The sequence below is a fragment of the Streptomyces sp. H39-C1 genome (genome assembly GCF_027158125.1).
Taxonomy (GTDB): Bacteria; Actinomycetota; Actinomycetes; order Streptomycetales; family Streptomycetaceae; genus Actinacidiphila; species Actinacidiphila fildesensis.
Map to the genome: position 1 here is coordinate 1 of NZ_JAPVLS010000022.1, position 24,057 is coordinate 24,057.

General features: G+C 69.8%; 28 protein-coding genes and 2 pseudogenes. 16 read left to right on the top strand and 14 right to left on the bottom strand.

All coding sequences use genetic code 11. The annotated features are described in order from the left end of the window. From O3W51_RS16695 to tuf, 3 genes are all read right to left on the bottom strand, one after another. Nucleotides 1-375, bottom strand: a 375-nt coding sequence (locus O3W51_RS16695; RefSeq protein ID WP_443048292.1) for a spermidine synthase, incomplete at its 3' end; no start/stop codon positions are given. Between the two features lie 26 nt (nt 376-401). Continuing rightward, nucleotides 402-1,244, bottom strand: a complete 843-nt coding sequence (locus O3W51_RS16700; RefSeq protein ID WP_138355460.1) for a patatin-like phospholipase family protein — start codon at nt 1,242-1,244, stop codon at nt 402-404. Between the two features lie 164 nt (nt 1,245-1,408). Then, complete coding sequence (gene tuf / locus O3W51_RS16705; RefSeq protein WP_138355461.1) at nt 1,409-2,581, bottom strand: elongation factor Tu; 1,173 nt, start codon at nt 2,579-2,581, stop codon at nt 1,409-1,411. Between the two features lie 428 nt (nt 2,582-3,009). On the opposite strand from tuf, the gene O3W51_RS16710 reads away from it, so the two are divergent. The 4 genes and pseudogenes from O3W51_RS16710 to O3W51_RS16725 all read left to right on the top strand — a co-directional run bounded on the left by O3W51_RS16710 (nt 3,010) and on the right by O3W51_RS16725 (nt 5,553). Beyond that, nucleotides 3,010-3,717: a TVP38/TMEM64 family protein gene (locus O3W51_RS16710; RefSeq protein ID WP_138355462.1), complete on the top strand. Its 708-nt coding sequence runs from the start codon at nt 3,010-3,012 to the stop codon at nt 3,715-3,717. Between the two features lie 158 nt (nt 3,718-3,875). Beyond that, nucleotides 3,876-4,391: pseudogene (locus O3W51_RS16715) on the top strand (undecaprenyl-diphosphate phosphatase); the annotation flags it as partial. 157 nt (nt 4,392-4,548) lie between these two features. Further along, on the top strand, nt 4,549-4,707 hold the full coding sequence (locus tag O3W51_RS16720; RefSeq protein WP_187144761.1) for a hypothetical protein: 159 nt from the start codon (nt 4,549-4,551) through the stop codon (nt 4,705-4,707). 378 nt (nt 4,708-5,085) lie between these two features. After that, the gene (locus O3W51_RS16725) at nt 5,086-5,553 is read left to right on the top strand and encodes a PPOX class F420-dependent oxidoreductase (protein WP_138355517.1); all 468 of its coding nucleotides are present in this window, start codon (nt 5,086-5,088) and stop codon (nt 5,551-5,553) included. 44 nt (nt 5,554-5,597) lie between these two features. Here O3W51_RS16725 and O3W51_RS16730 read toward each other — a convergent pair whose 3' ends face one another. The 3 genes from O3W51_RS16730 to O3W51_RS16740 all read right to left on the bottom strand — a co-directional run bounded on the left by O3W51_RS16730 (nt 5,598) and on the right by O3W51_RS16740 (nt 8,342). Further along, nucleotides 5,598-6,467, bottom strand: coding sequence for a pentapeptide repeat-containing protein (locus O3W51_RS16730; RefSeq protein WP_138355464.1), 870 nt, complete (start codon nt 6,465-6,467; stop codon nt 5,598-5,600). Nucleotides 6,468-6,622: 155 nt separating this feature from the next. Further along, the gene (locus O3W51_RS16735) at nt 6,623-7,444 is read right to left on the bottom strand and encodes a hypothetical protein (protein WP_138355465.1); all 822 of its coding nucleotides are present in this window, start codon (nt 7,442-7,444) and stop codon (nt 6,623-6,625) included. 241 nt (nt 7,445-7,685) lie between these two features. Continuing rightward, on the bottom strand, nt 7,686-8,342 hold the full coding sequence (locus O3W51_RS16740; RefSeq protein WP_244809000.1) for an HAD family hydrolase: 657 nt from the start codon (nt 8,340-8,342) through the stop codon (nt 7,686-7,688). Between the two features lie 116 nt (nt 8,343-8,458). Between O3W51_RS16740 and O3W51_RS16745 the strand changes: the two genes are divergently transcribed. From O3W51_RS16745 to O3W51_RS16755, 3 genes are all read left to right on the top strand, one after another. Then, complete coding sequence (locus O3W51_RS16745; protein ID WP_164297396.1) at nt 8,459-8,617, top strand: hypothetical protein; 159 nt, start codon at nt 8,459-8,461, stop codon at nt 8,615-8,617. A gap of 234 nt (nt 8,618-8,851) precedes the next feature. Further along, nucleotides 8,852-9,226 (top strand): hypothetical protein, encoded by a 375-nt coding sequence (locus tag O3W51_RS16750; protein WP_138355466.1) that lies wholly within the window; start codon nt 8,852-8,854, stop codon nt 9,224-9,226. A gap of 174 nt (nt 9,227-9,400) precedes the next feature. After that, nucleotides 9,401-10,162 carry a hypothetical protein gene (locus O3W51_RS16755; protein ID WP_138355519.1) on the top strand — a complete coding sequence of 254 codons (762 nt, stop codon included), beginning with the start codon at nt 9,401-9,403 and terminating at the stop codon, nt 10,160-10,162. A gap of 48 nt (nt 10,163-10,210) precedes the next feature. Here O3W51_RS16755 and O3W51_RS16760 read toward each other — a convergent pair whose 3' ends face one another. Further along, nucleotides 10,211-11,185: an NADP-dependent oxidoreductase gene (locus O3W51_RS16760; protein WP_232485523.1), complete on the bottom strand. Its 975-nt coding sequence runs from the start codon at nt 11,183-11,185 to the stop codon at nt 10,211-10,213. A 137-nt stretch (nt 11,186-11,322) separates the two neighbouring features. Here O3W51_RS16760 and O3W51_RS16765 point away from each other — a divergent pair, with 137 nt between their 5' ends. Beyond that, the gene (locus O3W51_RS16765; protein ID WP_138355467.1) at nt 11,323-11,727 is read left to right on the top strand and encodes a winged helix-turn-helix transcriptional regulator; all 405 of its coding nucleotides are present in this window, start codon (nt 11,323-11,325) and stop codon (nt 11,725-11,727) included. 16 nt (nt 11,728-11,743) lie between these two features. On the opposite strand, the gene O3W51_RS16770 is transcribed toward O3W51_RS16765, so the two are convergent. From O3W51_RS16770 to O3W51_RS16780, 3 genes are all read right to left on the bottom strand, one after another. Further along, complete coding sequence (locus tag O3W51_RS16770; RefSeq protein ID WP_138355468.1) at nt 11,744-13,123, bottom strand: MFS transporter; 1,380 nt, start codon at nt 13,121-13,123, stop codon at nt 11,744-11,746. Then, complete coding sequence (locus O3W51_RS16775) at nt 13,120-13,776, bottom strand: ArsR/SmtB family transcription factor (RefSeq protein WP_198358048.1); 657 nt, start codon at nt 13,774-13,776, stop codon at nt 13,120-13,122. Before O3W51_RS16775 ends, O3W51_RS16770 begins: the two co-directional genes overlap by 4 nt. A gap of 110 nt (nt 13,777-13,886) precedes the next feature. Then, nucleotides 13,887-14,789: a hypothetical protein gene (locus O3W51_RS16780; protein WP_198358049.1), complete on the bottom strand. Its 903-nt coding sequence runs from the start codon at nt 14,787-14,789 to the stop codon at nt 13,887-13,889. A 183-nt stretch (nt 14,790-14,972) separates the two neighbouring features. Between O3W51_RS16780 and O3W51_RS16785 the strand changes: the two genes are divergently transcribed. After that, a complete protein-coding gene (locus O3W51_RS16785) occupies nt 14,973-15,716 on the top strand; it encodes an alpha/beta hydrolase (protein WP_269286423.1) in 744 nt (247 codons plus the stop codon). Nucleotides 15,717-15,766: 50 nt separating this feature from the next. On the opposite strand, the gene O3W51_RS16790 is transcribed toward O3W51_RS16785, so the two are convergent. After that, nucleotides 15,767-16,969 (bottom strand): CapA family protein, encoded by a 1,203-nt coding sequence (locus O3W51_RS16790; RefSeq protein WP_138355471.1) that lies wholly within the window; start codon nt 16,967-16,969, stop codon nt 15,767-15,769. A 136-nt stretch (nt 16,970-17,105) separates the two neighbouring features. Beyond that, the gene (locus tag O3W51_RS16795; protein WP_198358051.1) at nt 17,106-17,720 is read right to left on the bottom strand and encodes a flavin reductase family protein; all 615 of its coding nucleotides are present in this window, start codon (nt 17,718-17,720) and stop codon (nt 17,106-17,108) included. 133 nt (nt 17,721-17,853) lie between these two features. Here O3W51_RS16795 and O3W51_RS16800 point away from each other — a divergent pair, with 133 nt between their 5' ends. Continuing rightward, complete coding sequence (locus tag O3W51_RS16800; protein ID WP_138355473.1) at nt 17,854-18,258, top strand: hypothetical protein; 405 nt, start codon at nt 17,854-17,856, stop codon at nt 18,256-18,258. An 8-nt stretch (nt 18,259-18,266) separates the two neighbouring features. Here O3W51_RS16800 and O3W51_RS16805 read toward each other — a convergent pair whose 3' ends face one another. Further along, nucleotides 18,267-18,893, bottom strand: coding sequence for a DUF6000 family protein (locus O3W51_RS16805; protein WP_138355474.1), 627 nt, complete (start codon nt 18,891-18,893; stop codon nt 18,267-18,269). 57 nt (nt 18,894-18,950) lie between these two features. Then, nucleotides 18,951-19,550 (bottom strand): hypothetical protein, encoded by a 600-nt coding sequence (locus tag O3W51_RS16810; RefSeq protein ID WP_269286426.1) that lies wholly within the window; start codon nt 19,548-19,550, stop codon nt 18,951-18,953. Between the two features lie 33 nt (nt 19,551-19,583). Between O3W51_RS16810 and O3W51_RS48855 the strand changes: the two are divergent. From O3W51_RS48855 to O3W51_RS16835, 6 genes and pseudogenes are all read left to right on the top strand, one after another. Then, nucleotides 19,584-19,745 (top strand): annotated as a pseudogene (locus tag O3W51_RS48855) (DUF317 domain-containing protein); the annotation flags it as partial. A gap of 101 nt (nt 19,746-19,846) precedes the next feature. Next, the gene (locus tag O3W51_RS16815) at nt 19,847-20,068 is read left to right on the top strand and encodes a hypothetical protein (RefSeq protein ID WP_269286428.1); all 222 of its coding nucleotides are present in this window, start codon (nt 19,847-19,849) and stop codon (nt 20,066-20,068) included. Between the two features lie 181 nt (nt 20,069-20,249). Then, nucleotides 20,250-21,236, top strand: coding sequence for an IS481 family transposase (locus O3W51_RS16820; protein ID WP_198358053.1), 987 nt, complete (start codon nt 20,250-20,252; stop codon nt 21,234-21,236). Nucleotides 21,237-21,382: 146 nt separating this feature from the next. Then, nucleotides 21,383-21,898, top strand: a complete 516-nt coding sequence (locus O3W51_RS16825) for a DUF317 domain-containing protein (protein WP_138355478.1) — start codon at nt 21,383-21,385, stop codon at nt 21,896-21,898. After that, entirely contained in the window at nt 21,895-22,272 is a 378-nt protein-coding gene (locus O3W51_RS16830; RefSeq protein ID WP_138355479.1) for a hypothetical protein, read from the top strand. Before O3W51_RS16825 ends, O3W51_RS16830 begins: the two co-directional genes overlap by 4 nt. A 328-nt stretch (nt 22,273-22,600) precedes the next feature. Then, nucleotides 22,601-24,025 (top strand): serine/threonine-protein kinase, encoded by a 1,425-nt coding sequence (locus O3W51_RS16835; protein WP_138355480.1) that lies wholly within the window; start codon nt 22,601-22,603, stop codon nt 24,023-24,025. Nucleotides 24,026-24,057 lie beyond the last annotated feature (32 nt).

Consider the following 24,057-nt stretch of genomic DNA (forward strand, 5'->3'; position numbering starts at 1 on the left):
GTCGGTGTGCACGACGACCGCCGGATCGTCCAGCGGCAGATGTTCCGACACCAGCGCCACGAGTCCCCGGTCGGCCTCCACCACGTCCTGCCGCGATCCGGGACGGGTCACGGACAGCCGGCGCGGCAGGGTCAGCGCACCCCCGCCGAGATGCACCACGTCCAGCGGCCGGCCCTCGTCGAAGACCGCGTCCACGGCGTGGGCGAGCCGACGCACGTACTCGAACTCCAGGTACACCGGGTCGTCGAGGTCCACGTACGACTGGGGCGCGCCGTCCACGGTGAGCAGCCAGGCCCGCGCCCGGTCCACATCGGGCAGCAGCTTGGCGGTGCCGAAGTCCACGGCACGGGTCACCGGTATCGGTTCTGGATCCACCGCGTCATTGTCCCAAGCCGGACAGGTCAGCCGCACCACACGGCGCGGACCTGCTCGGCGTGCGCGGCGCTCTGGGCGCGGCCGGCCCGCGCGGCGCCGGCCCGCCGCGCCGGATCGAGCACGTTGCGTCCGAACGCGGTCCGCGACGCCTGGTCCGGGGTGATCAGCACCACCTGGGCGCCGGCCGCCGTCAGCTCGGCGGTCTGCGTCCGGGGCGCCGGGACGGGGCCGCCGCCACGGGCCACCGGCGCGAGGACCACCACCCGCTCGTAGCCCGCCGCGAGATCGGCGTTGGCGCTGGACCGCACGCCGCCGTCGATCCAGCGCCGCCCTCCCGCGGTGATCGGCGGCCAGACGCCGGGCACGGCGCAGCTCGCGCTCACCGCGTCGACGACCCCGATGCCCGCGGCACTGTCGAAGACGGTGAACTCGCCGTTCTCCGCGTCGACCGCGGTGACCAGCAGCCGCTGTTCCGGCCAGTCGTGCGAGACCAGCCGCCCGGCGATGGCGGCCCGCCGCTCCGACTCGGGGGCGGTGCGGGCGGTACGCGCGATGTGGCCCATGCGCAGGAGGTAGCCCTGGACGTCGTGCGAGCGCGCCGCGGCCCAGACGTACCGGGAGATGAGCCGGCGGCTTATCCGGGCGACGGTCTCCCCCCGCGGATCGACGAGTTGGCGCTCGTACAGCTCCTCGACCCCGAGCCGGCCGGAGGTGAGCTGCGCCCCGACGATGGATCCGGCGGAGGTGCCGACCACCAGATCGGCCGTGCCGAGATCCACCCCGGCCGCCGCGAGACCGGCGATCATGCCGATCTCCCACCCGACGCCGGTCAGTCCGCCGCTGCCCAGTACGAGCGCTGTGCCCTTCATGCCCAGGATCCTCTCGCCACGGGCCGCGGCCGATGCGCTCCCGGGAACAGGTGTGAGGAGCAGTGTGCCGTGTGCGTCACGCGACGAACAGACGACGGGCCGTGTCCCCCGCACCGGATGGTGCGGGGGACACGGATCGGGACGGCTCCGGCGACCGTTACCGGTTAGCCGTCGATGGCGGTAACGGTCCCCGCGCCGACCGTCCGGCCGCCCTCGCGGATCGCGAAGCCGAGCCCGACCTCGAGCGGTACGGGCCTGCCCAGCTCCACCGTCATCTCGGCGGTGTCGCCCGGCAGCGCCATCCCGGCAACACCGAGGTCCACGTCGCCGACCACGTCCGCGGTGCGGATGTAGAACTGCGGCCGGTAGCCGGTAGAGACCGGGGTACGGCGCCCACCCTCGGCGGCCGGCACCACGTACACCCGCGCGGTGAAGCGCGTGCTCTGCGTCACGCTGCCCGGCGCCGCCACGATGTGGCCACGCCGCACGACGTCCCGCTGCACCCCGCGCAGCAGCAGCGCCACGTTGTCGCCCGCCTGCGCGGACTCCATCGGCTTGCCGAAGGTCTCCAGACCGGTCACGACCGAGGCCGTGTCCGCGCCGAGCACCTCGACGCGGTCGCCGACCCGCACGGTCCCCCGCTCGACGGCGCCCGTGACGACCGTGCCCCGACCGGTGATGGTCAGCACGTTCTCCACCGAGAGCAGGAACGGCGCGTCGGTGTAGCGCACCGGCATCGGCACCTGGGTGTCGACGGCGTCCAGCAACTCACCGACCGCCGCCGTCCACCGCGGGTCGCCCTCCAGCGCCCGCAGCCCCGACACCCGCACCACCGCGGCCGACTCCCCCGGATATCCGTGCGCGCTGAGCAGGTCGCGCACCTCCAGCTCGACCAGGTCGGTCAGCTCGGGGTCACCGGCGTCGGCCTTGTTGAGGGCCACGACGATGTGCTCGACCCCCACCTGCCGGGCGAGCAGTACGTGCTCGGCGGTCTGCGGCATGACGCCGTCGAGCGCCGAGACGACCAGGATCGCCCCGTCGAGCTGCGCCGCACCGGTGATCATGTTCTTCACGTAGTCGGCGTGCCCGGGCATGTCGACGTGCGCGTAGTGCCGGGTGGCGGTCTCGTACTCGACGTGCGAGATGGTGATCGTGATCCCGCGGGCGGCCTCCTCCGGCGCCCGGTCGATCCGGTCGAACGGTACGAAGGTGCCGGTCCCCCGGTCGGCGAGCACCTTGGTGATCGCGGCCGTCAGCGTCGTCTTGCCGTGGTCGACGTGGCCCATCGTGCCGATGTTGAGGTGCGGCTTGGTGCGCACGTATGCCGTCTTGGACATGGTTGGTTCGCTTCTTCCTCGGAATTCTGCGCGCGGCGGCACGACGGCATGGTCGGGTGGCTCGGCCGGGCGGCCTGGCCTGGTGACCGGATGACGTGGTGATCGCGCACGGGAACGCGGGGACCCCCTGGGCCGGACCGACCCTCCCCCTGCGGGGTCCGCCGGAATGTCCGGGGAGGGTCAGCTTCGGGCGCCGTCGAGGAATGAAGCGAGGGCAGCCTCCAGCGCGTCCGCGACTGCGGACGTATCTGCGAAGGCATACCGGTTCATGGCGTTGATGATCCGTCACCCGGCGGCCCGGCGTCGAACGGTTTTCCGCCTGCGGGGACGGTGCGGGAACCCTGCGGGGACGGTGCGGGACCGTGCGGGAACCCTGCGGGGACCCCCGCTCGCTCCGCACGTTCACCGGTCTCGGTTAGGCTCCCTGGATGCTCGACCGCCTCCCGACGTCCGACGGCCCCGCCGTACGGTGCACCCGTGCGCTGCTCTCGCCGTGGGCGCGGCTGGCCCTGCTGGTCGCGCTGCTGACGGGTGCGGCCACGGCCGTGCTGGTCTGGCAGCCGCAGCACCTGGTCATGGACGGCTGGCCCCAGCTGTCGGGCGGCGGCGCGGTGGTGCTCTTCGCGGCCGCGTACGGGGTGTGCGCGTTCGCCTTCGTGCCCCGCCCGCTGCTCAACGTCGCGGCCGGCGCGCTGTTCGGGACGCAGGCCGGGCTGCTCTCCTCACTGGCCGGCACCGTACTGGGCGCCGGGCTGTCCTTCTGTCTGGGCCGGGTGCTCGGCCGCGACGCGCTCAGACCCCTGCTGCGCGGGCGCCTGATCACCTCGGTGGACCGGCAGTTGAGCCGGCACGGCTTCCGCAGCATGCTCGCGATCCGACTCTTCCCCGGTGTGCCCTTCGCCGCCGCCAACTACTCGGCGGCCGTCTCGCACATGCGCCTGGGCCCGTTCCTGCTCGCCACCGCGATCGGCAGTATCCCCAACACGGCCGCCTACGTCATAGCGGGCAGCCGCGCGTCGTCACCGACCTCACCGGCCTTCCTGCTGGCCATGGGGTTCATCGCGGTGACCGGCCTGGGTGCCGTCCTGGTCGCCGTCCGGGCCCGCCGTACCCAGAGCTCCAGGTCGGCCGCCTGACCTTCCTGCACCGGCCGATGTCCAGCACAGGCTGCCGTCCCAGCCGTTCCAGCTGTTCCGGCACCGGCTGACGCTTCAGCACGGACCGACGTTCCGGCACCGGCGAACGTGTCCCACGCGGACCGACGTCCCGGCACCGCTCTCCACCGCCCGACGACCTGATCGTCATGGGCCTGGTCCTCGGCGTCACCGACCGCCTCGCCGCCCGCGGCGGCCCCGCCGACCAGGGCGGTCGGCACCGCGCCGCACCGCCCCGCAAGACGCTGCGCGACCTCACCACCCGCGACGGCCTGGTCTACGGCCTCTGCCAGGCGATGGCCCTGATCCCGGGCGTCTCCCGCTCCGGCGCCACCATCAGCGGCGGCCTCTTCCTCGGCTACACCCGCGAGGCCGCGGCCCGGTACTCCTTCCTGCTCGCCATCCCCGCGGTCCTGGCGTCCGGGGTCTTCGAGCTCAAGGACGTCGGTGGTGACTCACATCTCTCCTGGGGACCGACGATCCTCGCCACCGTCATCGCGTTCGGCGTCGGATACGCCGTCATCGCCTGGTTCATGCGGTACATCTCCACCAAGAGCTTCATGCCCTTCGTGATCTACCGCGTCGTGCTCGGCGTCGTGCTCTTCGCACTGGTGGGAGCCGGTGTGCTGGACGTCAAGGCCGCCGCGTTCGAGTAACCGGATCCGTGAGGTCCGCGCCGCACGGGCCCCGGCCCGGGCCACCGGCCGCGGGGCGCCGCTCCGACCGGGCGACCTTCCGCAGCGTGACCATTCGCACACGCAATTCCTGCTGGATTGGTCGGAGCGGCCACCGGCGCACCGTAACCTGATCGGTATGCATGCAACACCTGTGGCCGAGGCGAACGACGCCCTCCGCGCCTACCTTCACGCGCACGGTTCCCGTGCCTGGACCCCGGCCGAGCTCGCCGAGCTCGAACGCCTGCGGTCCGCGTTCCTGGCAGCGCAGCGCGCCCATTACCGGAAAGCCGCGTAGCGACTGACCCTCCTGCCGGGCCGCCGTCCACCGGCCGCCCCGCACCCGACGACCGTCCCGCCGCCCACACCGCCAGCCGGTGTGGGCGGCTTCTGTCTGCGGGGCCTACGCGATGGGACAGCCCGCGGGCGTCAACACACCCCACATCGACAACCTCTGGTACACCGGCGATCCCACCTCCGTCCTCGGCGGACAGGACGGAGAGGAGAAATAGGACGGAAGGCGCACCCGGCGCCGGCCCCTTTGACGGGCCCCGCAGATCCGGCACATCCTTGACGGGTGCCGCTCGTTGAGCTGGCCATGGGAGGTCTGGACCACGAGGACCGCAGGACCTTCTCCGATCACGAGCCTCCGTACGCCGGAAGTTGGGGAGTCCACATGACCGACGAGAAGAGCGGCCCGGGCCCCCGGGTCCTGGCGGACGACGCGCTCTCCGCGCTGCTCGCCACGCATCAGTTCGGGGTCCTGGCCACCAACAAGCGCAGCGGGCACCCGCATCTGACGACCATGCTCTACCACTGGGATCCCGAGTCCCAGATCGTCCGCTTCTCGACCACCGCCGACCGCGTCAAGGTGCGCCAGCTCAGGAACGATTCACGGGCCGCGCTGCACGTCTCCAGCGAGGACCACTGGTCGTTCGCCGTCGCGGAGGGCGAGGCCGAGGTCTCGGAGATCACGACCGAGGCGGGCGATGCCGTCGGGCGCGAGCTGCTCGCCATGCTGCCGGCCTCGGCCCGTCCGGCGGACGAGGGGCCGTTCCTCGCACAGCTCGTAGCGGAGCAGCGGCTCGTCATCCGGCTCAAGGTCGACCGGCTCTACGGCACCGCTCTCGACGTGACCGGATAGGACGGGCCTGAGCCTCGTCCGAGGCAGGCAGTGCGGCGTGGGGCCTACCAGCGTTCCGGGTGGCTGAGCGCGGGCGGCAGCTTCGTTCCGGCGTCCCCGCGCGCCGCGTCCAGTTGGGACTGGATGAGGAAGATGGCCCCGGTGAGGTCGGCGCCGCGCAGGTCCGCGTCCCGGAAGTCGGCGCCGATCACGTCGGCCGTCCGCAGATCGGCGCCCGAGAGGTCGGCCCCGATGAGATACGCCCCGCGCAGGTTGGCGCCCCTCAGGTCGGCGCCCTTGAGCCGGGCGCCGATGAGGTCGGCTCCTCTGCGGTCCTTCTTCTTGCCCCGGACCTCGGCACGCACGAGTTCGCTGGCCCGCAGCAGCAGGGCGTTCACGTCGCTGCGGTGGGCCGGAACGTCCAGCTCCACGAGGAGCTCGGGGTTGTACCGGGTGAGGCGTTCGGTCTCCTCCAGCGCGGCCCCGAGCTCCGCGTGCAGCGAGCGGGCCGGCCGCAGCGTCAGCGCCTCGGTCAGGTACCAGAGCAGCTCATGCAGATCCCGCATGACGGGGAAGACCTGGAACATCTGCTTCGCCGTGCGCGGTGCCTGCCGCCAGTCCTGGCCACCGAAGGTGACCTGCGAGACCTTCTGCCCGGCGCCGAAGCAGTCGTAGACGGTGCAGCCCCGGAAGCCCTTGTCCCTGAGGCGGGTGTGCATGCCGCAGCGGAAGTCCTGCTGCAGGTTGGGGCAGGCCTGGCCGGCGTTCTTGTTGATCGCGAAGTCGACGGAGGCGGAGAACGCCGGCACGACGCAGCACAGCGCGAAGCAGCTCCCGCAGTCGGCGCGCAGAGCGGCCGGCCCGCCACCGGGGCCGGCCTCCGGCCCCGAACCGGGCTCCGGCTCGGCCTGTGTACGTTCGCGGTTCTCAGACAACGTGCTCGGTCTCCTGGTACGCAGCGGCGGTGCCGACCGCGGCCGCCGGCACGGTGGCTGCGTCTCCGCATCGCTGAACGACTGGGTCCGGCACTCTCACCTCGCACATTATCCGACCTCGTCCCGCACAGCCGCCTCCACCGAGAACGCTCGGATCACTTCGCCCGGAGGCCGTAGGCGACCTCGTACGCGTACTGCCACGTCCTGGGACCGGTGAGCCCGTCGGCCGGGCCCAGGACGGAGAGGTAGTGCTGCTGCAGCGCCTTGACCTTGATCAGGTCCAGCTGGGACATGGTGCGGCTGGGGCCGACCTTGTACGGCGGCCCCCAGTCGCCGCGCTGCAGCCACGTCTGCAGCTGCAGGGCGTAGTCGCTGCTCGCCCCCAGTACGAAGTACTGCCGCCCGGGAAACGCGGGCGCTCCCGGTGTCGACGGTGGTGTCCAGTGGTACGAGGCGACGGCCTTGCCGCCGCGGTGATCGCTGGGGTCGGCGGTGGGCGGGCACACGCCGTCCGGGAAACGCGGGGCGAAGTACCCGACGACGCGGGACGAACGGCGGGCGGTGGTGTGCGACCAGACACCGTTGCCCTGCCCGTTGTCGGCGGCACCCTCCTTGATCGAGTTACCGCCCTTGGTGCGGATGTTGACGGCGTCGAAGCCCGTCACGATCTCGGTGTGGGCGCCGTTGCCGAGGTTCACCCAGGCACCGATGCTCGGATACTCGCTCCACTGGCCGCGCTGCTGCGCCCAGGCGGTGAAGGCCGAGACGTTGTCGACCTTGGGCACGATCGCGTCGAGCCCCATGTCGTGGTACATGTCCCATTCCCACATGACGCACCAGGAGTACCCGTCCTCGCCGAACTCCACCCCGAATTCGGTGTGGTTGTCCCAGCCGTCGCGACTGTTCCAACCTTCGTAGGTCCGCTCCGGGACCGCCATGACGTGGTCCATCAGCCGATTCCACTGCGCTGCTGCCATCTCGCTCCTACGAACTACGAGCCGAACATACGTACTTGTGCGCGACAGAAATTCGAACGGTGCACCGGATCCGGCGATCACCACTCCACGAATTAACGCGCCACCCACAGATCCTGCCCAGAAGGTCCCGCTGCACAATCCCAGATCGACGGCATCGATTTCCCGCCCTCCGGCGAATATCGTTCCCTCGCAGCCGCCGTGGTGTTAACTGGAATGTTGGGCCAGGGGTCGGTTGCAGGTTCTAGGCAGAGACGTTCCAGGTCGAGACGATCGAACTCAGATCGGTCAGGGAACCGATGCGCCAGTCGGCCACCCGGACCGTCTCCGGATCGTCCGCCCACAGATGTCCCCACGGCCCGCGCCGCAGATGCGCGACCCGCAGTCCGGCGTGCTTCGCCGGGAAGACGTCGTTGGCCGGATGGTCCCCGACATAGACGATCTCGTGCGGCTCGGCCTGCGCCAACTCGACGACCCGGGCGAAGAATTCCGGGCTGGGCTTGGCGACACCCCACTCCTCGGACGTCGCGATCACGTCGGCAGGCAGGTCCAGACCGCGCAACAGCTCACCGGCGCACGCCGATTGGTTACCCGCGACCAGCACCCGGATGCCGAGCTTCCGCAACCCGCCCAGCGCCGGACGCACATCCGGGTAGAGATCGGATTCGTCGAGGAACTCGCCGCGGCCAGCGGTCCGGCGGGCAGCGTGGGCGGCCGGGAGATCGAGCCCGGGACGAATGAGCCGCAACGCGTCCGCGTTGTCGCGGCCTTGGGACACAACGGCGCCGACCAGGGCGGACATCGTATGCCGCGGAATTCCGAGCCAGTCGGCCCATGACTCCCAGTACCGGGTATCACTGATGAGAGTCTCGCCGATATCGAACACCATTGCCTCGATCACCTTGTCAGCGTACGAGGGTTCCGGCCGGGCCCGGAATGCCGCGCCGTTCCGAGGTCGCATATGCCGTTCCTGGCAGCTGGATTCCGATCGCCGCTGAGGACCCATAGTCTTATCGCATGCGCGGCACACTCTCGACCCATGCGAATGATCGACTGCGCGCCTATGTCCAGGCGCACGGCGACCGATCCTGGACACCCGCCGAACTCACGGAACTCGCCCGCCTCCGGGACGCCTATCTGACGGCGCGCCGCGCCGAACGCGCGAACGCCGCGTAACCAGCGCTCCCGGCCATCCATTTCCCGTCCATCCGCCCAGCCCATCCATCTGAACCGTCGGACCGTCGGACCCATGGAAAGGCCACGGTCCACCCTGCCTTGATCCGGTCTGTCTTGGTGCACCCTGTCTTGGGTCCACCCTGTCCTGGTCCGCCCCCACTACTCCCCCGGGCGTAGATCGGGTGCCTTCGGCCGGACGACGACACCCGGACGGCCGCTCGGGATTCTTGGGGTATGGAAACCCATCGCGGACCCGTCAAGATCACCCTCGCCCTGCTGGTCCTGATGGCGGCGTCGATTCCCGTACAGATAGCAGCGGGCGCGGACTACCCGGTCGTGCCGCCCGGCGCCGTCATTCCGGTGGTCGCGGCCGGGCTGCTGGCCTGGCGTCCGCGCCTCTGGACCGCCGCGATCGCGACGGCCGTCGGCCTGTTCATCGGCATCGGATCGTTCACGACGCCGAACACGGGCGATCACCTCGGGTCGGGCAACGGCCTCCTCATCGCCTCGACGGTGGTGCAGCTCGCCGCTCTGCTGGGCATCGTCATAGCCGGCGCCGTCTCCGTACTGCGGATGAGCCGCCGCACGGAGTCCACGGTCCGCTTCTGACATCGCGCCCTGTCTCCCGGCTCGCCCTGTCTCCCAGCTCACCCGGCCTCCGGCCCACCCGGCCCCCTCCCACGTTCCGCCAGGAGTTGTCCCATGCACGCTCGAGCGGCAGTGCCCCAGCCCGACCCTGCGACGCGCACGAACCCGCCGGGAGCGACCGGAGCGCCGCCCGCGATGCGGCGGGGAGAAGGGTGGCGGGTGGCGAGGAGGAGCGAACGGCTCTGTTACGTGACCGGCGCCGTTCTCATCGTCTCCGGGCTGGTGCACCTGGGGGTGTTCGCCGTCGACGGGGGTCCGTGGGAGGGGCCGGTCTCCTGGCGGAAGCCCTTCACCTTCGGGCTCTCCTTCGGTCTGACGCTGATCGCGATCACCTGCGTGACGTCGTATCTGCGGATGGCCGCACGCACCCGCGCCGTGCTGCTCACCCTGTTCGCGGCCGACTGCGTACTGGAGGTCGGCGGCATCACGCTCCAGGCGTGGCGCGGCGTGCCGTCGCACTTCAACATGAAGTCACCTTTCAACACCTCGGTGTCCATGTCCCTCGCCGTCGGCGGCGCGCTGCTCGTCGTCATCCTCTCCGCGTTCGCGGTCGTCTCGTTCACCCGACGCCCCGAGGGGCCGACCGGTATGCCGCTCGCGCTGCGCACCGGTTTCGCCATCCTGCTCATCGGACTCCTGTCGGGCGCGGCGATGATCGCGCGCGGCGTCGTCCTGACCCGCACCGGCCACCAGGCAGCCGGCTACCGCAGCACCGCGTCCGTCAAGCCGCTGCACGGCGTCAGCCTGCACGCCATCCTGGTTCTCCCGGCGCTGGCCTGGCTGTTGTCGCTGACTTCCTGGAGTCCGACCGCCCGGTACCGGGCGGTCGTCACGGCAGCGGGCTGCTACGCCGCGGCCGTCGCCGGCGCGCTGGTGTGGGCGGTCCTGAAGTACTGACGGGAGGGCGGAACACGAAAGGGTGGAGAGCGGACGTCGCCGCGCGCCCTACGGCACCAGCACCCACCGGCCCCGTACTCCGCCCTCCGACATCCGCGCGTGCGCCTCGGCCGCGCGCTCCAGCGGCAGCACCCCCGCGACGCGCGGGGTGAGCGCGCCCGTCTCCGCGAGCCGGGCCAGTTCGGCGAGCCGCGCGCCGTCCGCCCGCACCCATACGTCGCGGACATTGATTCCGCGCAGAGGCACCGGCGCGGCGCCCGCGTTGACGGAGGCGAACGCGCCGCCGCCACGCACCGCGTCCAGGGCATCGGCCCGCAGCATCGCCGCGTCCAGTGCGGCGTCGGCCCCGCCCGGTACCAACTCCCTGACCCGGTCGGCCAGTTCTGGTCCCCGTTCGGCGAAGTACGCGGCCCCCAGCGCCCGGACCGAGAATTCGTCCGCCGCACCCGCGACCGCGACGACCCGCAGCCCCCGGAGTGCCGCCAACTCGACGGCGTACCCGCCCAGGGCCCCGGCCGCCCCGGTGACCAGCAGTGTTCCGCCGGATGTCAGACCGAGCGCGCCGAGCACGTCGAGCGCCAGATCCGCGGTCAGTGCGTTGAGCGGCAGGGTCGCCGCGGCCTCGGGCGGAATCCCGGCGGGAGCGGAGGCGACGGCGTCCGCGTCGAGGACGACGAACTCCGCCTGGGCGCCGGTGCGGACGTCCAGCCGGTCCTGGAGTCCGATGACCCGGTCGCCGGGCGCGAACGCCGTCACGCCGGGGCCCACGGCGTCGACCGTCCCGGCAACGTCCCAGCCGAGGCCGAAGGTCGGCCGGGCACCGACGAGCCCGGCGGCGACCGGCGCCCCGGCCGACACGAGGAGATCGACGGGATTGACGGCGGCGGCCTCGACCGCGATCCGCAGCTGCCCGGCGCCGACCTTTGGCACCGGCGCGTCGACGACCTCAAGCGTCCCGTGAGAGCCACCGGAACCGCCGGAACCATCGGAGCCGTCGGAGCCGTCGGTAAATCGGGCGATCAGTGCGCGCACGGCGAACCTCCGTAGATCAATGACGAGGAAACGGCCCGCGCAGGGCCTCTATCACCAACCTAGAGAGAGCTACTCTCCTTCAGGAAGTACGCACTTGTGAGTGCCCAACGCACCCTGAGGGACGCACCATGCCGACACGAACCGCCGCCGAGGTCCGGGCCGAGGCCCGGCAGGAGTACGACGCCTACCTCGCCACCTGCCCGGCGCGGCGGCTGCTCGACCGCATCAGCGACAAGTGGGTCAGCCTGCTGCTCAGCGCACTCGCCGACGGCCCGATGCGGTACGGCGATCTCGCGCGCCGTGTCGCGGGCGTCAGCCAGAAGATGCTCACCCAGACGCTGCGCGCCCTCGAACGCGACGGTCTCGTCAGCCGGACCGTCACGCCGACCGTGCCGATCCGCGTCGACTACGAACTGACACCACTCGGTGAGACTCTGCTGCCCGTGATGCGCGCGGTGAAGGACTGGGCCGAGCAGCACATCGAGGCGGTCGACGCGGCGCGCGAGTCCTACGACAGCCGTGCCGACGCCTGACGAACCACGGGGCGGATCAGTGCGGGAGCGCGGCGGATCGGGTGCCGGACAGCGGTGAAGTCGGCAGGTCGCGGGTACTGCGCACCGGCGAGAAGACCAGGATCAGACCGGCGAGCGGGACCCCTGCCGTCGTGATCCACATGGCGGCACGGAGGCCGAGTACGGTACCCAGCGTGCCGCCGAGCAGCGCCCCCAGCGGGATCGTACCGAAGTTGATGAACGACGTGCTAGCGGTGAGTCGGCCGAGCAGCTCCGGCGGGCAATAGCTCTGCTGGAAGCCCGCTTTGATGACATTGCCCGCCACCACCCCGGCGGAGACGCAGAAGCCGCCCGCCACGTAGAGCAGCACCCCCGCACCGCCGACGGTGAGCGGGATGAGCAGCGCGAACACCGCGAACCCCAGCTCGAACAGCAGCGTGGCGCGCGCCGTACCGACACGGGCGGCGACCCGGCGGGCGGCGAACGCACCGGCGACCCCACCGCTGCCGGCGGCCGCGATCAGCGCGCCGACCGTACCGGAGCCCACGCCGACCTCCCGCACCAGGAAGACCACCAGGATCGACTGGAAGCCCATCAGCGCGAGGTTGGAGGTCGCTCCGAAGAGCGTCAGGCTGCGGATCCAGGGATCGCGGGTGGCCAGCCGAAGCCCCTCCCCGACCTCCTTGAGCAGCGCCCTGGGCGGACGTTCGGTCCTGACGGGGCGCGGTTCGCGGTGCCGGATGCCCGACAGGCAGAGCAGCGAGACGAGAAACGTCGCGGCGTTGGCGAACATCCCGTTGACCGCGCCCGCCAACTGGGCGATCAGACCGCCGGATCCGAGACCCGCGATCTGCGCGGCCGACGCACTCCCGTGCAGCTTGGCGTTGCCTTCGGGTTGGTCGGCCGGCGCCAGGATGCTGGGAAGGTAGGCCGTGTAGGCGGTCTGGAAGAAGACCACGGCCGTACCCGTCAGCAGGGCGACGGCGAGCAGCAGCCCGATGCTCAGCGCACCGGACCATGCGGCGACCGGGATGCTGAGGTAGAGGAGCAGGGAGACCGCCGCCGCTATGAGCATGATCGGGCGGCGCCGCATCCGGTCCACCCAGACGCCGACGGGAAGGCCGATGATCAGCCATGGAAGCCAGGTGGCGGCTGTCAGCACGCCGACCTGGAAGGTGGTTGCGTGCAGCGTGGTGACGGCGACGAGTGGCATCGTCACTCCGGTGACGGACGCGCCGAACTTGCCGGCCGTCTCACCGCACCACAGCAGCCGGAAGTCGCGGTGCCGGCGCAGCAGCCCACCGCGTATGCCGTCGTCGGAGCGCGTGGTGCCGTCCGAATGAAGCTCGTCGTCCGGGCGCGTGTCTTCGTCGGAGCGCCTGTTTTCGCGCAGACCGTTGTCCGTGCCCTGGTTCATGCGCCGCCACGCTCCTTGCGGGGGAACGACTGGAGCTGAACGATGACGGGCAGCGCGTCCTCGCCGCGCTCCGCGTCGGGAGCCGGGGTGTGCCGGTCGATGACGGACATCAACTCCGCGTTGAGCACGGACAGCTGAGCAGGCGTCAGCCGCAGATCGGACCGGTCGACGAGCGTGCCGATGCCCTGCCATGGGCCCTCCCAGTCGTCGGCGAGGTAGTCGGCGACCCGGGAGAACGTCTGCTGGATCAGTTCGTGCATGTAGACGGAGAGCGCGCCCCGGGTGTCGGGGTCGTAGCGGAACTGCGTGGTGTCGAGCGTGCGCCGCTCCTTGACCGCCTGCCACCAGCGCTCGCGCTTGGTGCCCCGCCCCACCACCTCCTCGATGAAACCGTGCTCGGCGAGCTGACGCAGATGCCAGCTGACGGTGCCGGTGTTCTCACCCAGCCGTTCGGCGAGCCCGGTCGACGTGGCGGGCCCGTCGAGGTTCAGCAGTTCGAGCATCCGCATGCGCAGCGGATGCGCGAGCCCGCGAAGGCTGCGGGCGTCGATGTGCCGGACGGTCTTCTCCGGATCGGACGCGGATTCGGAAGGGGACCCGGACTCGGGCGCGGCCTCGGACGGGTGCGATGGACGTGCGGATTCATCGGCCATGGCCGCAATCATAGGTTGCAGAGGCTTCTCTGCAAAGGGATATCTGCAGAGAAGCCTCTGCCTATTTGCTCAGCCGTGCTCCCCGCGGCACCGGCCGTTCGCAAGGCCGACTACCGGGCCACCGCCCCTGGCGTCATCAGCACCATGGGGTCCCCGGTCACGGCGTCGAGCACGGTCCGGGTGCCCAGTGGGCGCGACAAGCGGAACTGCACGGGCGTCACTCGCAGATCCGCGTTGCACATCGTGCCCTTGGGCAACTGCCCGACACGGCCGATGAGGACGACGACGTCCTTCGTCTCGTACACCTGGCCGGGCAGGGCCTTCACGCACGACCCGTGCGACACCCCGACGTTGAGGACGAGGCCGTCGGACGAGAGTCCGTTCCAGCCCCCCGCCGAGCTCACACCGTCGATGCGAGGCGCTGGACGGTCCGACCGCGGCGGCTGATCGGGGGCCACGGCCGGATAGGCGAACGGCTGAGCGTAGCCCTCGATCGTGAACTCCCAGACGGGGAGGGTGGCCCGGCCGCGACTCGTCGCCAGCGTTCGGGTGGCCGCCTTGACTCCGGTCACCCGCAGCCGCCCGTTGCAATCCGCTCCCTGACACGCCGACTTGTTCCGCACGATCCCGTCGAATACCTGACGCGCCGACAACAACGGTCGCTTCGCCGACGATCCGTCCGGCCACGTCACCGTTCCCTCCGGGCCATCGGGCCCGGACGCCGGGAGCTGCGTGGCGAGGTCGAGGTGCCCGCTGGCGAACGCGGCCTTGTCCTCCCCGCTGCGGAACGCGTCCGGCGGAAGCCACTCCGCCCGGTCGAGCGGTCGGTATCCCTCGCGCCACGCGCGTTCCGCCGCCGATCCCGCCCAAGCCTTGGCCACTTCGGCCGCCCTCCGCGCGCCCGCTCCGTCCGGACGCCCGGCGCCCTCGGTCACCAGCACGTCCTTGCCGGCGGGCGCGTCCGACGCCGTCCGCACCCCCTCGGCGCCACACCCCGCGACCGTGAGAGACACACCTAACAACAGAGCTGAACTGACAAGAGCGGCACGGCTGCGCATGACGGTTCCTCCATGACCACGCCCCGGCGGCGTATCCCTTCGACGTGAGTCGGGTAACGGCGGTTCCAGGTACCGTGGGCCGACAGGAACGGATCATGGGGTTCGTAGCCAGTGATGTGACGATGCGGGGGTAGCGCCGTGACGGCGGACGTTGATGTGGTGACCGAGCTCGGCTACGGGACCAGTGGCCGGCGCATGGATGTCCACTGTCCCGCGCCCTCGTCGTCGGCTGCACCCGTGGTGCTGCTCTGGCACGGTCGCGGCCCCGATGAACGGGACGTGCTCGCGCCGCTCGCCCGGAGCGCCGCGCGGCTCGGAGTCGTCACCTTCGTACCGGACTGGCGTCCCGACGCTCCTGACGGCGGCCGGACGCAGTTGGCCGAATCGGTGGCGTTCGTGCGCGAGAACGCGGCCCGCTTCGGCGGGGACGCGGAGCGGATGGTTCTGGCGGGCTGGTCGCTGGGCGCCAACGCCGTACTGGGCGTCGCCCTCAACCCCGCCGCGCTCGACGGCTGGCGGCCGCGAGCCGTCGTGGGCATCGCCGGCGGGTACCGCTCCGCGGCGCCGACCACGGGCACCGTCCCGATCGAGGACGCATCCCGGGCCGGTGACCCGGTGCCGCCGATTCCGGTCCACCTGGTGCACGGCACCACCGATCCGATCACGGACATCGAGCAGTCACGTGAGCTGCGCGACGCGCTGGAGGAACGCGGCTGGCCGGCGCCGCTCGAAGAGCTCGCGACCGACCACGCCGGCATCGTCCTGACCGAGTACAGCGTGGAACACCAGCGCTGCCTGCCCAGTACGGGCGCTCACGCCGTCGATGCCGGAACGCGGACCGCCCACCTGCTGGCCCGCGCCGCCGGGATCGCCGTCTCCTGATCCCCTGGCTATTGGCTACTGGCTACTGGCCCCAGACTCCCGAGACGCAGTCAGGGGACCATGGTGAGCCCGGCGGCGGCACCGCCACGGCTCAGGACCATGGTGCGGATGTGATCACGAGCCCTGAGGTAGTCGGCGCGGTGCGGGTTCTGGCGCAGCACGTCATTGAGGGTCACGACGCGGTACGGCGCTCCGAGGTCCATCAGTTGCGGAATGAACTCTGCCTTGCGCACGGTCCACCGCTGTCCGGCCGTCGCGGGCGGGGCGAAGGTGAACCGGGCGATGGACCCCATGTTGCCGCGCGGGTCCTGCTTGTCGTCGTAGTTGAACATCTCCCCGGCGACCTGGTCGCCCATCCCGTAGACGACCCAGGTGCCGTTGACCTTCTCGTACGCCTGCGGAATGTGGGCATGGGTGCCCAGGATCAGATCGATGTCCGGGCGCCCGCCGGTCCGCGCCGCGGTGAGCTGCTTGGCGACGGTCAGCTGCATCTCGTCCGGATCGTCCTGCCACTCGGTTCCCCAGTGCAGACTCACCAGCACCACGTCCGCCCCGGCCTTCCGGGCGGCCCGCGCGTCGGCGATGATCCGGTCGGGATCGATGAGATTGACCGCCCACGGGTGACCCTCGGGCTGCGGGAACCCGTTGGTGTCGTAGGTATAGGCGAGCTGCGCGACGGTGGCACTCCCCGCCTTCAGCAGCGCCGGCTTGCCGGCCTCGGCGGCGGTACGGGCCGATCCGGCGTGCCGGACCCCGACCGCGTCCATGGCGTCGAGCGTGTGCTGCACCCCGTCCGCACCGTCGTCCAGCGTGTGGTTGGAGGCCGTGGAGCAGGAGTCGTACCCGGTGTCCTTGAGCGCCTGGGCGACCTGCGGCGGCGACTTGAACGTCGGATAGCCGGTGAAGGGACCGTCCTTCCCGCCGTACACGGTCTCCATATGACAGACCGCCAAATCTGCCGTGCTGACCACCGGCTTCACGCCCGCGAGCATCTTGTGGAAGTCGTAGCCGTGTCCTCCGGCATCCTTCTGCGCCTGACGGATGATCACCGCATGGGGCAGGACGTCCCCGGAGGCGACAAGCGTGAACCCCTTGAGCTGCGACGCGGCACCGGACGAGCCCGCCTGCCCGACATCCCCCTTCGATACCGGCCCGGCCTGCGGCCCGGCAGCACCGCCACAGGCACTGACAGCAACGGTTCCGAGCAGAGCGGCGGCCATGGCCAGTGCCCCGTGTCGTGTGCGGATCGTCATCGACGCGACTCCATCATCAGGAAATCCGACTGTCGTTTGATCCCACCACGCATCTGTGGGATCTGCGACAGCAGTCACCCATGGGAGGCAACCGCGTCAGCCCAACCGGGCTACGGGCGATCCATGTGACGCACGCTCAGCCGCAGGCACCTGGCCAGTCCTCGAACCGGATCCGGGAGATCTCCAGGATCTCCCCGAGCGCACCCCACTCGTCCTTCCCCAACCGCGACAACGGCTGCAGCTTCCGCACCTCAGGATGACCGTCGACCAGCACCGCCTCGGACACCGCCGCATGCACGACCCGCCCGAACACCACCGTCGAGTCCCCCATCCGCAGCATGCTGTGCATCTCGCACTCCAACGCCACCGGCGACGCCGCCACCCGCGGCGGCTTCACCCGCAGACTCGGCTCCCGAGCGATCCCCACCGCATCGAACTCACTCACCCCGGCCGGAAAGTCCGTCGCCGTCGCATTGATCTGCTCGAAGAGATGCTCCGGCGCAAAGTTCACAACGAACTCCCCCGTCCCCTCGATATTGCGCAACGAGTCCTTCCGCCCGACCGACGTGAACTGCACGATCGGCGGACTGACACAGGCCACGGTGAAGAAGCTGTGCGGCGCGAGATTGTCGGTCAGGCCGTCCGGGCTGACGGTCGACACCCAAGCGATCGGCCGAGGCACAACCACCGAGGTCAGGAGCTTGTAGAAGGCGGTCCGGTCCACGACTGCAGGATCAAGGTCGATGCGCATGCCAGCCAGTATCCATACAACGCAGCCGTGAACCTCAACCCTGGATCACGGCGCGGCCAAGCCCCTGTGTTCGACGGAAAGTGCCCGGTGTCGGAACGACACGAGCACCCGGAGCCGAACCGCTATATCCACATTGTTCCCCTGGGACGACTTCGAGATTCCCTCGCAGGCCTGCAAGGGTAGCGTCACCCTCAACCTGTACGACCAGTTGTCCGCGTACGTGCCCAAGCGCCCCGGCGCGTACCTTCGCATCTCCTCGGACCGGTTCGGCCTGGAGGCGGGCGTCGACCGCCAGAGCGAGGACGCCGCCGACACACGCGGCCATCTGCGTTGGGGGAAATTCGCGAAGGTCTACAAGGAGAACGACACCTCGGCCTTCAAGAAGCGCAAGGTCGTGCGGGAGGACGGCACGATCGACTGGATCGTCATTCGCCCCCAGTTCCGCCAGCTCCTGGCCGACCTCGCCAGCGGTGTCATCGACGGCACAACCTTGAGTTGTGGGGCGGTGGGTTCCCTCGATCAGGTGTCATCCCTCTGAGGACGACGTCATCGGTTCCTTTCCAGGCGGTGCTCGGCGCTCTCATCGGCGAAGACGCAGAGCTGGCTGATGTTCTCGCGATAGCTATCTGGCGTGCCGTGGTGCTCCTTGCGGGGCGGTCCGTCGATCCACTGATGCCAGAGGCCGTCCGCGGTCAGGAACCGGGCTGCTTGGTCGGCACGGAGCTTGGCGTCGAGGTGGAGGAGCGCGCCCATGGCGGTCGGCTGGTCGTAGTAGAGGTCGGGGCGTCGCAGGTAGCGATCGAGGTAGGCAGCCAGCAGATCCGCGTCGGCGGGAGTCGCGAACGTGGCGAAGGTGACGCAGTAGGCCGAGCCTGCGAAGCAGACCTCGCTGGCGAGCAGCATTTCGCCGAGGCGTTCGCGGAACTCAGTTCTGCGGGCGACGGCGATGAGCCAGGCGGCGGTTTTGCGTTCGCGCCACGTGCCTTCAAGCAGGATGGTCAGCTCGCGGGGCGTGATATCGCCGGCGGCTTCGCCGAGCTCCCGTGTGAACTTGGTGCGTTCAGGCTCGGTCATGCGCGTGAGAGGGCCGCCGAGTTTGAGGTAGCGCCGGTTTGGCCTGACGTAGCGGTGGACAAGAGCGAGCAGCTCGGGGTCCTCGTTGGGGTAACGCATAGCCGCATCCTGTCCTGGGCGAAGCCGCTCGACCAGTGTTTTTCTCAGTCGCACTGGTCAGTCGTGTGGTTCGCCGAGGTCGTCGAGGAGGCTGGTGATGCGGTCGGCGACGCGCTGGTGGCGATCAATCTCCCGCTCCCATCCGCGGTCCGTTGCGTCCGTGATCAGTTGCCGCTCGACGCAGAGGCGTTCACGCAGGCGTGTCGCATACTGGGGTGTGGTGACGAACTTCGCGCAGCTGAGGTAGAGGTCGCACTCGCAAGGGCCCTCCTGGGGCAAGCGAAGGCAGCGTCCAAGCTCGAGTTCAGTCTTGTAAAAGTTGGTCTTGAGCCAGTCCAGCGCGTCCTGGTCGAGTTGCCCGGAACGCAGGGTGTCGGCGAGGGGGCCGGCGATGGTGGCGCCGGGCTGGAGCACGGCCTGGTAGTCGGCCAGGACGGTGGGGTCGGAGATGTGCGTGTAGGTCATCGACATGCCGGGGCTCTTGTGGCCGAGGACCTTCATGATGGTCTGGACCCGAGCACCCTTCTCGGCGAGTTGGGTGCCACGGCCGCGTCCGCTCTGGGCGATCTCGCGCCCGACGCCGTTCTGCGGGTCTGCCCCGTCTACCTCGCCGGTCGCGGGGACACCGCACAGATCTACGAGACCTTGTCCGCGCACCGTTGGGCCACAGCAGCCACCGACAGCGGCCGAATGTTCACCAGCCCACGCCAGCACGCCCAGATCGCCCGCCTGCCGGAGGGCAGTTATCGCGAGTGGAAGGCCGTGAAGTACCGCGAGCCGTTCGGCATGCCGCTCTGGTCAGCAACCTTCAGCCGCAATACCCCAGCCGAGATCACTGCCGCCTTCGCTACCGCCCTCGCCAAGGGACTGCCCAGTCGTCATCGGGACTTCCTGTCCGGCGGCACTCACTACCAGTCCCCGAACAGCCCCGCCCGCGTGCTGGCCGTCCGTGGATGGGAGACCACAGACGCCGCCCGGCACCTGTACCAGACCTCCCGGACGAACACGCGGCCTTCGTCCTGCGCAAGAACCACCTCGACGCATACGCCGAGCTCGAAGGAGCCGAACCTGCCCAGTGGGCGATGTACGGCGGCCTCGACCAGGCAAACCCTGAGAGCTGGCATGCCAGCTTCACCAGCGCCACCCCCCCCTGCACCTGGTGCGGGCAGCCGTAGTGGCCCTCACCAGCGCAGACCCGGTCGAACGCACCAGGGGTGAGATCCCCGAACGGCACCTGCCGTGCGTCGATGTCCAACCCGTCGAAGAGGCACCCGACCCGCGCCGGTCATCCGCCCTAGCTATAAAACTGCCGGACGTTGGTTACACATGGGTCTCCGACCTTGACGGAGATCTGCCATGCCCCCTTCACCGCAACAGCAGCAGGACCGCCAAGCTCAGCACCGCCTGGCGGTCCTGCGACACGCCGAAGAAGTCACAGGAAACGTTGCGCTGACCTGCCGCTACTACGGCATCAGCCGCTCCTGCTTCTACAAGTGGCAGCGCCGCTACCAGGACGAAGGTCTCAACGGCCTGCGCGACCGCTCCAGCAAACCGCACCACTGCCCTCACGCCACCGAGGCCGACGTCGTCAACAAGATCGTCTACTTGCGGCAGCATTACCACTTCGGTCCGATGAAGATCAAGATGTACCTCAAGCGCTACCACGACGTCGATATCGCCTGCTCAGCCGTCTACCGCATCCTCAAGAAGCTCGGGATGAGCCGGCTGCCGGCCTCCCAACGCTACAAACGGCACGACAAGCGCTACACCCGATACGCGAAGCAGCTACCCGGCAACCGAGTCCAGATCGACGTGAAGTTCATCGAACCGCTCGGCCTCCCTGAGCAGGCCCCGGCCACAGCGCCGGTAACCGGGACTCTTCCGAAACGGCGGCGCCGGGCGAAGTTCTACCAGTTCACCGCCATCGATGACTGCACCCGGCTGCGGGTCCTGCGTATCTACCCACGGTGCGACCAGAAGACCGCCGTCCAGTTCCTCGACTACGTCCTCGAGCGCCTGCCGTTCCGCGTCGAGGTCATCCAGACCGACAACGGCGCAGAGTTCCAGTCCGCCTTCCACTGGAACGCCCTCGATAAAGGCATCGCCCACAGCTACATCAAACCCGCATCACCCCACCTCAACGGCAAGGTCGAACGCTCCCACCGCATCGACGCCGAGGAGTTCTACCGAATGCTCGACGGCGTCGTCATCGACGACACAGGCGTCTTCAACGACAAGCTGCGAGAGCGGGAGGACTACTACAACTACCACCGCCCCCACGGCGCCCTCGGCGGCCAGACACCCTACGAACGCCTCAAGCAGAAGACTCAGGCCCCGGTGTAACCAAGCTCCGGCAGTTGCACACCTAGCTCGCACCCCGAACGCCCCAGGGCCCCGTGTGGCCGAACTCGCAGCATCGGCCGCCGCCGCGAGTCTGCCCCTGCCCGCACCGTCACGCCGCCACTGACCACGTCCTTTACGGAGATGTCATGTCCGATCAGCAGGACTCTGAGCGGTGGCGCGAGTACCACGTCACCCCCCGCTACCTCGCCGGATCGACGTTCACTGGTGGTCCCGCCTTGCGGCCCCTGCTCGACCTGGGTTGGAAGCTGAATCACGATGATCTGGGCAACGTGTATGTCAACGCCCCGGACCAAACCGTCCGCCTGAGTTACCTGCCCGAAGGCGATGATGACGCCCTGTGGAAGATCACGGCGTTCTCCGATCCCTTCGCGATGCCGCGCTGGTTGGTCACCTACCAGGACAGCACCCCGACCGAGATCGTCGCCGGGTTCACCACCGCGCTCGCCGCCGCCTACACCGAGGGGCCCGACGCCTACCTCTACTACGGCAACAGCACGCTGGCCGCGCTCGATGTGGGCACACGGCTGGCAGCGGCAGGCTGGAGCCACCATTTCGGCACGACCGACGTGTCCTTTCGCTCCCGGACGGCTTGGCCGAGGTGCACCTACGCCGCAGCCAACTCGACCACACAGCCGAGATGACCGGTCGCCAAGAGCGGTGGCTCACCAAGACTTCCGGCAAGAAGAAGCCCCTTCCCGAGGACCTGAAGTTGCTGGATGCCGACCTGGCCATGGCCGCTGGCATGATCACCGACCATGCGGCCGCCAGCCTGCGCGACGGCCGCTGGGTGGACCTGATCGCGAACCTGGCCGAGGCCAACCGGCGTGCCCAGATCAACCTGCACGAAGCGGTCGAGAAGGCGCTCGCCCACGGTCAGAGCTTCGAGTCTCTGGCAGGTGGATCCCATCTGTCGGCCGAGTATCTGCAGGAGGCGTACGAGCAGTTCGACCGTGCAGCGGTGGCACGATCTGGTCCCGACAAGGACGGCAGGGAGCCCTGGCGGGTCCTGGGCTGAGGGCCGTACCGTCGAAAGGCGACCGCACCCAGCCCCCTGGGCTGCGGTCGCCTGTGTCGTACCGCATGCTCAGACGGCCAACAGCAAGGCGAGCGGGATATCCCGCCCGGGCTTCTCCGGCCGCTTACAGGCCGATCCCCTCGGTCGCGGCATCGTCCCGCTTCTCACCCTCGTCCACGTACTCCCAGAACACCGGGGAGTTGGCGGACCAGAGATTCAGCCGTGCGTCGCAACTGCTGCGGGCGTATCGAGCACCGGGCCCGGGGCATCGTCAGCGGTGATCGAAAGCACCTTTGCCCGGTGGGGGATCCCGCTAGGGTGGCTTCCCGTGGAAGCAGTGAGCGGGGCGCTGATCGGGGGCCGGTACCAGCTTGTCGAGCTGATCGGTCAGGGCGGTATGGGCCGGGTGTGGCGGGGGCGGGACAAGGCTCTCGAGCGGGACGTGGCAGTGAAGGAGGTGCTGCTCCCGCAGGGCCTCAGCAGTGGGGAGCGCGACCACTTCCTCCAGCGCGTGGCGCGCGAGGCGCGCGCCGCGGCGAGGCTCAACCACCCCGGGATCATCACCGTGCACGACGTGGTCGAGCACGAGGGCGCGCCCGTCATCGTCATGGAACTCGTCACCGGTACGTCGCTGGCGGCGCTGATCGCCCAGGACGGCGCGCTGCCGGTTCAGCGGGTCGCCGAGATCGGCGCGGCGATGCTGAAGGCGCTCCAACTGGCCCACGCGGCGGGCATCATCCATCGTGACCTCAAGCCGGACAACGTTCTGTTGATGGGCGACAGGGTGATCATCACCGACTTCGGCATCGCGCACATGGCCGACGCGACCACAGCCCTCACCCGCACCGGCGCGGTCATCGGCACCCCGGCCTACATGTCCCCCGAGCAGCTGGAAGGCAAGCCGCCGGCCCCCGCAGGTGACCTGTGGTCGCTGGGCGCAACGCTCTACAGCGCCGTCGAGGGCGCACCGGCATTCCACGGGGACACCTTCAGTGCGCTCGTCATAGCCGTCGTCACCAAGGAACCGCGCCCGCCGGTGCGAGCGGGCGCGCTGCAGCCGCTGCTTGCCGCGCTGATGACGAAGGACCCGGCCCGCCGTCCCACGGCCGAGCAGGCGCTTTCCGCGCTCGACGAGGTGGCACGAACGGGAGCAGCCGTGCTTGCTCCGATCCCGACACCGACACCGACCGCGGTCGTGTCTTCGGCGGCGCCTGCGCCCGCCGGGGCGTGGCTCCCTCCGCAGCCGTCCCACGCACCGTCGGTCGGCGGCCGGCCGCCGGCCCAGTCCTTGCGGCCCGCCGGCCCTGGCCTCCACTTCCAGCCGACGGCCGCCGCCGGAGCACCGACCGGGGCCCGGGCAGGCTCGGCGGTCAGCCCCTTCGGGGCGGTGGTGCTGCGTTTCATCGGCTGCATGGCGCTGTTGTGGGCCATCGGCTCCGTACTGCCGTGGAACTATCTCGACACGGTGCCGTCGGAGTTCCTGCCCACGGTTCTGGCGATCACCGGCGCGTTCTCACTCATCAACGCGGTGCCCCGGCCCCGGTGGCACCCGGCAGTGGCCTGGCTGGTCTTCGTCCTGTTCGATCTGGCCCTTTACTTCGCCGTCAAGCAAGTTGTCGTGCCGGCGCTGTTCCACGGCGAGACAGAAACCGGCTTGAGCGAGGTCCCGAGCGAGATGGTGATCAACCTGCTGCTCTACGGCACCGGCGCCTGGCTCCTGTGGTGGAAGATCCCCGGCAGCCGCTCCACCTGACGAAGGACTGGCCGACGGGTCGACAGGTCGGC